The sequence below is a fragment of the Moritella sp. PE36 genome, assembly GCF_000170855.1.
GTDB lineage: Bacteria > Pseudomonadota > Gammaproteobacteria > Enterobacterales > Moritellaceae > Moritella.
Genome location: NZ_ABCQ01000011.1, coordinates 105,974 through 114,227 on the forward strand (window position 1 = coordinate 105,974; position 8,254 = coordinate 114,227).

Annotated in this window: 7 protein-coding genes and 1 pseudogene; all 8 read right to left on the reverse strand. The window is 37.1% G+C overall.

The genetic code is table 11. From position 1 onward, the window contains the following. Nucleotides 1–68: 68 nt before the first annotated feature. Nucleotides 69–1,070 (reverse strand): UDP-N-acetylglucosamine 4,6-dehydratase (inverting), encoded by a 1,002-nt coding sequence (pseB, locus tag PE36_RS09085; protein ID WP_006031708.1) that lies wholly within the window; start codon nt 1,068–1,070, stop codon nt 69–71. A 189-nt stretch (nt 1,071–1,259) separates the two neighbouring features. Further along, on the reverse strand, nt 1,260–2,339 hold the full coding sequence (locus PE36_RS09090; RefSeq protein WP_006031709.1) for a glycosyltransferase family 4 protein: 1,080 nt from the start codon (nt 2,337–2,339) through the stop codon (nt 1,260–1,262). A 65-nt stretch (nt 2,340–2,404) separates the two neighbouring features. After that, on the reverse strand, nt 2,405–3,184 hold the full coding sequence (locus PE36_RS09095; protein WP_006031710.1) for a glycosyltransferase family 2 protein: 780 nt from the start codon (nt 3,182–3,184) through the stop codon (nt 2,405–2,407). Nucleotides 3,185–3,281: 97 nt separating this feature from the next. After that, a complete protein-coding gene (locus tag PE36_RS09100) occupies nt 3,282–4,022 on the reverse strand; it encodes a glycosyltransferase family 25 protein (protein WP_006031711.1) in 741 nt (246 codons plus the stop codon). Between the two features lie 5 nt (nt 4,023–4,027). After that, nucleotides 4,028–5,188: an O-antigen ligase gene (locus PE36_RS09105; protein ID WP_006031712.1), complete on the reverse strand. Its 1,161-nt coding sequence runs from the start codon at nt 5,186–5,188 to the stop codon at nt 4,028–4,030. 189 nt (nt 5,189–5,377) lie between these two features. Continuing rightward, entirely contained in the window at nt 5,378–6,571 is a 1,194-nt protein-coding gene (locus tag PE36_RS09110) for a hypothetical protein (RefSeq protein WP_157517770.1), read from the reverse strand. Nucleotides 6,572–6,774: 203 nt separating this feature from the next. Beyond that, a pseudogene (locus PE36_RS23990) lies at nt 6,775–7,526 on the reverse strand (ISAs1 family transposase); the annotation flags it as partial. Nucleotides 7,527–7,658: 132 nt separating this feature from the next. Then, nucleotides 7,659–8,254: sugar phosphate isomerase/epimerase (locus PE36_RS09120; RefSeq protein ID WP_006031716.1), on the reverse strand; the 596-nt coding region annotated here is incomplete at its 5' end.

Below are 8,254 nucleotides of genomic sequence, written 5' to 3' on the forward strand. Positions count from 1 at the left end.
AGAAGGCCTTACAACTTTTGATACAGAGTTATAATTTTTGATAAAGAGTTATAACTTTTGATAAAGAGTTATAACTCTGCCAACCGATCAAAATCGCGGATCTGTTGAATATCAAGGAAATCAGGATTATTACCGGAATGGTATTCATAACCTTGTGGTACTGCTTGGCCTTTTTCGCCTAATTGATTGACACTATAATCAATATTTTTATCGAAAAAGATAATAGTCGGACAGATAACATAGTGATCAGCAAATTCTAAGGTTAAATGCGAGTCATCCTTAGGGCACATGATCTCATGTAATTTTTCACCAGGACGAATACCGATGATTTCAGTTTTAATACCAGGCGCGTAAGCCTCAACTAAATCCATAATATGCACAGAAGGGATCTTAGGAATAAATATTTCGCCGCCCTGCATTCGCTTAAAGTTGGTCAACACAAAATCAACGCCATCTTGTAGGGTGATCCAAAAACGGGTCATATCTGGATGAGTGACGGGTAACGACTCAGCCCCTTTGTCTAACAAACCTTTAAAAAACGGCACCACAGAACCACGCGAACCAACAACATTACCATAACGCACACAAGCAAAACGGGTTGGGCCACTACCAACCATATTGTTTGCCGCAACAAATAGCTTATCCGACGCTAATTTTGTCGCGCCATACAGGTTAATTGGATTAGCGGCTTTGTCCGTAGATAAAGCAATAACCTTTTCGACTTTGTTAGCAATTGCTGCTTTAATCACATTTTCGGCACCGTGGATATTGGTTTTAATACATTCCATCGGGTTGTATTCTGCGGCAGGTACTTGTTTTAGCGCGGCTGCATGGATCACAAAATCGACATCCTGCATCGCTTGCATCATACGCTCAGCATCGCGCACATCACCAATGAAATAACGCATGCAAGGATCATTAAACTCCTGCTGCATTTCAAACTGCTTGAGTTCATCGCGGGATAAGATGATTAAACGTTTTGGCTTATAGTTAGCAAGTATGGTTTTCGTGTATTTTTTCCCAAAAGAACCAGTGCCGCCAGTGATGAGAATGGATTTGTTGTTAAACATATTTATCCTTTTTTAGCGCGAGAAAAACTAAACGCATGTTCAGATACAATTCCCGAGTGTCAAAAAAATCAGCATATCATTAATATCAGCAATAATTATACCGCTTTTAAGCAGATACTAAAATCCCCCTCCCCTTACTCTTTTACAAAAGTAGGGTGAGGGGGATTAAATGCAAAATACGCCAATAAATTATAGCTGTTGAAAATATTTCTCAAATTTATCGACAGTATTCTTGGTTGAAAACTCGTTCGCTAATTTTGCTTTACCTGCTACACCAAACTCAGTAATCGCTTGTGGGTTACAATGGAAAAAACGTACTTTTTCAGCAATTGCATTCGCATCTTTTACTGGTACGACAAATCCTGTCGTGCCATCGACTACTACCTCTTTACCACCACCGGTTGTCGTCACGATTGTAGGTGTACCACATGACATAGCCTCCATGACCGCTCGCGGTAAACCTTCGCCACTGATAGACGGTTGTACAAGTACATCACAGGCGGTAATGATTTCAGGGGCATCTTTACGATAACCCGTTACATGAATACGAGCTTTCATCGGGTGTTTCGCAATAAGGCTATTGTAAGGTTCTTGATCAAGTCCCTTACCAACTAATACTAAGTGAAAGTTATCTAAATCTATAAGCTGACTAGCAGCCTCTAACATAACTTCAATGCCTTTACTTGGCCGCACATTACAAGCACATACCACAGTAAAATCGGTTTCTTTAATACCGAATTCAGATAAATCCGCCGCCTTATGGTCATACCAAGCCAGGTTATGCCCTTTATGGATAGTAACAACTTGATCTTTACCTTTCCAAGCTTGCTGCAGAATATCCTGTCTTACCGCTTCAGAAACACAAATAACACCATCAACTCGCGGATGTAAAATAGTAAGGTAAGCACTCGGATCATGACGATATAATCCACCTGTTGTGCCACGATAAGCAACTAACTTAACCGGTAAACCGATACAAGCAAAAGCCGCATTGGGGATCGTTTTAGAATTGGTTGCATAAACAACATCATAATCATGTTGTTTTAATTCATGTCGTAGGATCTTTATTGTCTCAAAGCATATTTTACGCTTCGGATAGCCGAATATAACTTTAACTCCAGCCTCTTGATAATAGCTCAAGGCATTTGAATCTTCAGGTATCATAACGGTTACGTCATGCCCTTTATTAGCAAGACCAATAAATGTTTCAACTTCAGGACGTACGCTATTGTATGCATTGGCAAAACCAGGAAATGCTAATATTCTCATTGTTAACCTATCAAATTATGTAGTAGTAAAGACCCATTCAGTTGATTACATTAGTCTTTTGGTGCTTACTTGGTATGATTCTTTTTATTGTCACTGATATGTTTAAACTTCAACAATGTATATTTGTTAAAGGTATATTGAAATTGTATTGCCGCGATCAAAAAACCAATTCGACCATCTAAAAAACCACGACGTAAAAAGTAATGACGGATAAAAGCAAAAACAGCAGACAAGGAACCTTTTAACATTGAGCCTTTTTTACCTTTGTCATACTTTTCTTGCGCCCAAGCTTCTGCGTAACCAGTACGTTTTTGTAAATAAATACTCAGGTCAGAAAACGTATAATGCAGCAGGTTATGCTGCAGGTCGATAATTGGCGCGTCTTTACACTCTAAAGATTCGTGCACCATTTTTTGATTGTAACGATAGCGACTACGGTTATAAATACGCGGTAATTTATCAGGGTACCAACCACTGTGATAAACAAATTCACCACAAAAATGAGTCAATCGGTTAACACTAAATACCTGTTCATCATTCGCATTGGCTACTGCGGCTTGAATTTCTAACGCTAATTTTTCAGGCACAACTTCATCCGCATCAATTGAAAAGATCCAATCATTCGTTGCTAAGGCTTCGGCGCGACGTTTCTGCTCACCAAAACCAGGCCAATCTTCGCGGACAAATACCTTATCAGTATATTTTCTGACAATAACAAGGGTTGTATCTGTACTGCCTGAATCAACAACTACAATTTCATCAGCCCACATCACAGATTGTAAGCATGCTGCTATTTTACTTTCTTCATTCTTACAAATTATGCAAACAGAGATCTTGTTATTCATTGCTGGAACCTTTATTTAAATATTGAGCGGTATCGACATAGACTTTATCTTAGCAATGACGTTTACAAACCATACTATGCCGTTTATAGATGTGTCGTTATCGGTTATAATATCTAAATTTAATATTATGAACTGCACGTTTGGTCGTTTCAGATAAGTTGAAAATTTCTCTTCTTAAACGCCCAGAAAGAGAACGAGAGGCATTTTTTTCATAACCAATATCTGATTCAAAATGAATATCTTCAGAGACACAAGGAGGCTCAAGTCCAAACGGTTCGGCACCGTGAATCCAAAAACGGTCCATATAAATATCAACAGCCATGTACCACGCTGTTGAATATTTTAAAAATTTCTTAGCACCATTAGGTGTTAAAAAATAGCCCATAGTACTCATATGGCCCTTACTTGCTCTATGGATACTAAGATTTCCAATAGTTTCGATAGTTGTAAGTCTTGCTTTGCGTCGACGATGTGCGGATAGTCTAACAAACTCATATTTAGAGTCTAATTCCGGCACTAAATCATAGAATTCAATAAAACGCTTTTTATCAATCGCAATATCGTCTTCAATAACTATGATAGGTTTGTTCAACTCAACACATTTTTGCCAAAGTAAATAATGACTTGCGTAGCATCCTATCTGACCTTTCGTCAAAGACTTAGATCTGTACGCCTGGCTTAATCCATCATCATACATATCCAATATCGAAAGCCTAGATTCATGGCCATTAACGGCTGGGAACATTTCATACTTAACAGGCATTGAATCAAGTTGCGCTGAGATATATTCTTTTCGCTCAACAGAATGTTCTAAATTTACTACAAAGATATCAGTCATAAATGTTAGCGATTAACCCCATAACTTTTAGTTTTCAGCGTAAAAATTAATAATAAATACATAAACAAAGTAGCGCCATGATTAAAAGGTACATCAGTTAAACCTGCCGTTGCATAAACGATCGAAATCCCTATACCTATTTGCTGATTAACGCCAGGCAATAAGAATAGTAGAGGATAAGTTAATAACGCTAATAACAATATTAAGCTAACTATACCGCCACTAACTAAACGGTCTATATATTGATTATGATAATGTTTAAATTCAACAAGCCGTTTATATACTCCGCCTCTTGCTACAATTTCATTCAACTTTTCTTGATCTCCATTACCATGACCAAGTATCGGCCGCTCAGCTATAACTTCCGGCGATATCATCCACAATTCTAATCTAATGCCAATGGATGAAGTAAAATCACCCGATTTAATTTGGACTATTTCAGTGCTAGTTTTATCAATCCGTTGTTGAATCTGAGGTTTCGCAACATATACTCCAATAGATAAAATAACTAAGGTAATTAGCGTATAACGCCAATTGATATGTTTAATCTTCACTTTCAAAAACAAGATCAGGATAGCGGCGATAACAACACTTAACCATATACCTCTCGTTTGGTTAATAAGTAACGCGGCAATTGATAGACTAAAACATAATGACAGCATCATTTTATTTCGATTATTTTTTTCATCAAGCAGTAAAACTAACGTTACAATTGCAATAACAGCGCCAATCGTCGCATGAGGTATCGCGTTGAGCGGCCAATCAACGCGGTGAATTTGAAGATATTCGCTTAAATAATAGGTACTCGACAACACAACTGTAGAGCCTAGAGCAACCAACCATTTTAAATGGTACTTAGAAAGAAGTATTCGAGGAAAAGTAAGTAGTAAGAGCATAGCACCGAGCAACGCCCTCATTTCTCGAGAACTGGAACCGTGATAATAATAGCTAAAAACAGCATATATGGTCAGGGTAAATATTAACCATAAACCTCTATCTCGTAAATTTTGTTTTATTGAATCAAAACCATAATGTAATAATGTCGCTGTTATGGATATCAAAATAGCAACAATCATTAATTTATCACCATTTCGAAACAACAACAACCCACTAAAGGCCCATATGAAGGGCATTAATATTAGTGCATTGTATAATTTTTCTTTCATTTTACATCTGACCTTAAGTATATTAGCTAGATAATGACAGCCTAATCAAAGAGCTTATACTAACTTAACTATAAAGATAGTTCACTCGGTTACTGCTGAATAATAGAAGTTTACAATATTTACAAATATCAAGAGTAGTTTCAGAGAGTTCAGAACCAAGCTGATAGTCAATATCATGTACACTTGACACTACAATGTTAATAGCTCTTTAATCACACGAGCAATATTATCAACTGCTTTTCCATTATATAATTCAACAGAGCGACCGTCATTAAGCTTAGAATATTCTATCTTAATAGCACCCCATAATTCAGATGCTTCAATAATACCGGTAGCTAAGCCATAGCCAGCATAAGACTCTAGCGTTGAGTATACAGTCTTTTCTATTGACACTAAACCTAGTCCTAAACATTTTCCTTCGAGGCCTACCGTTGAGTTTGCTGTAACGACTAAGTCAACTTTAGCCAATACTGCATTTAAATCTTCTACCGGTTTAGAAATTTCGCAATATTCATAAGCGTCATAATTATAAACTCGATTAGGGTGGGGTCTGAACACAACCTCAATCTTACCTTCTTTTGCTAATCGATTTAACTCCTCTCTAACTTCTATATCTATATTTTCATTCTGGGCGATTACCCCTTTAAACCTTAAATGAGTTTTGGGAAGATCATCGTCAGCAAGTAAAACTTTAGGCTTTGCTGTTGAAAAATTTGTCCTACATTGCTCTTTAAGACTATCAAATACAGGGCTACCCGTTACAACAACATCTGTAGAGCTTAAATTACTGTGATTTAAAACAATACCTTTAAGAGTCTCTGATAATACACAAATTTTAGTCGCTAAGTTATTTTCCACGATATCAAGCAAACCACCAAAAAAACCAAGATTATCATTAATACAAATACTTGGTATTTGCAACGCTTTAGCTGCAATCAATGCAGCTCTCTCGGCCCTTGGAGAGTTTGTTGTTACAACTAGGTCAATATCTAATTGCTTTATAATTTTGGTTAAGCTCCTAGTCGGCAATAAACAAGCTCGACCTTCTTCAATAAATTTTTCATGCGCTAACTTAACACAACCTAGTTCTGTAACAAGATCTGAAAAAGAAGCGCCTAAATAACTAATAGACTCAGCAATAGACACTACATTATCATTTGGAATGTTCTTAACTAACTCTCGTCCAAAAGTAATGGATTCATTAGTTTTGATACATTCAAAATCATTAAATCCAACATATGGAATACCAGATTTTGACATAAAAGGTTGGGCTATAGTTAATGCCAAAACTGTAATATCATATTCATTTTTTAAATGGTGATATAACGGAGCAATAATTTTCATATGCCCTCCTCCATAACAAACCATCAATAATTTTTTCATTTAACTCTCGCTGTGAGTAATTTAATCGAACCTACATAATAGTTCGACACTGCCCATACTAAAAATAGTTACAATCATATCTTGAAAGTATTTGCATTTTCTTAAGATCACAAGGTTCAACACTAAAAAAGTCAACATCAACTTCATTTTATAAATCGACAGTATGTTGATTAAAAGAATGTTCAGGGCAACCGCATGAGTGTTTATTTTTTAGACGACCCTGCAATCAACACTCTTTCCAACATTACTGTGTTCATCAAGCAATACCTTTGTTTCCCTGCGATACTCACCTTCGTTGACTCAGCCCTAAGCATATTGAGAGCCATGTGACGCAGGCAAGACAGGTTTTACGCTCCGTTGCTTTGTATATCAGGCACGTATCTTCATTCATACTGACGTCAAGTACCCAATGCATCGACTGTATGCCCCAGTGTTCGCGAACAGCACTCGTAGCTTACTTTGCTGTTAATATTTTCGAACTAATGTAATAACGGTATTCTTGGCTTGTCGATTTTCCTTTTTCACATCGGAAAACCTCAACCATTATGATGCTTTTTAGCCCTGTCCAACGAGAGAAATTACCTTCTAAAACATCACAACTTAACACATAGCATTGACGAGACTCTACACGGCCATGACCCGTTGTCAAATTCAATGCCTTGCGCTGTCGTTGTTCTTTGATGACTAAAAGATTTCTCTACCGTTTTACGCAATTTACCTTGGTTATTTTTAACCGCAAGTAAGTAGTCCCCGCCTTGATTAACTATGCTTTGGCAATTTTGGTCTGGCATGCCATCGCATCGATTGTCACGAGAGCGCCACGTAAGTCCAGCATCTTTAAAAGTTCGGGAATGGCGGTGATTCCGTTGCATTTTTGATCTGTTTTTATCAGCCCAAGTACCAGCTTATTCGAAGTAGCGTAAGCACTAATCATATGGATGGTACTGGTCCTGTCTTACTTCGACATAAGAATAATCTATTATAAACTCAAACAGTGGTTTTTCGTGTTGCTCAACAATGACTTTAAACAGTTGATATTCATAATAGCGTCTTCTTATTTGAACTTATCTAATATTATCGATTACATTTACTTTATTGTTTCTAAAAACTCAAAAGCAGACCAAAAACCTTCTCCGCCATTTTTATGTCCCTGCCATACTTCTGGGATAAATGGCACATTGGGATTATCGCTGTCTAGTAATGACATTAATGCAGGAAAATTAACATCGCCCTTCCCTATTTCAATCCCTTCTCCATCAGCACCTTTAGCATCAACAATATGTAAGTGCACGTTATATGGAGCAACTTTTTCTACAAATTCGAGCAAGTCCCAACCATAATAACTGCATGACATCATGGAGTGAGAAATATCTAAGCAAATTTTTATTTTAGGATTGTTTTTACAGAACTCAACTATTTCATCCGCACCAACAAAAAGATTGTGGTAGCTTTGACCACCAAAATGCCATGGGAAAGGGGGCATAGTCTGAATAGCAATTGTCACACCATCTAAATCAAGTTCATTCAGCGCTTCTGAAATCAATTGATATTTAGCAGCATTGAGTTTTTCATCAGTAAACCCATTACGATTCCAACCACCGGCATTAACAACAATCACAGGATCTTTCGTTTTAGGGAAATATTGATTGAGATTGCGTGTGATATTCACAACGTCTTGCAACA

Coding starts and splice junctions, on each gene's coding strand:
- PE36_RS09105 (WP_006031712.1), bottom strand. CDS start 5,188: ATGAAAGAAAAATTATACAATGCACTAATATTAATGCCCTTCATATGG.
- PE36_RS09095 (WP_006031710.1), bottom strand. CDS start 3,184: ATGAATAACAAGATCTCTGTTTGCATAATTTGTAAGAATGAAGAAAGT.
- PE36_RS09110 (WP_157517770.1), bottom strand. CDS start 6,571: ATGAAAAAATTATTGATGGTTTGTTATGGAGGAGGGCATATGAAAATT.
- PE36_RS09100 (WP_006031711.1), bottom strand. CDS start 4,022: ATGACTGATATCTTTGTAGTAAATTTAGAACATTCTGTTGAGCGAAAA.
- pseB (WP_006031708.1), bottom strand. CDS start 1,070: ATGTTTAACAACAAATCCATTCTCATCACTGGCGGCACTGGTTCTTTT.
- PE36_RS09090 (WP_006031709.1), bottom strand. CDS start 2,339: ATGAGAATATTAGCATTTCCTGGTTTTGCCAATGCATACAATAGCGTA.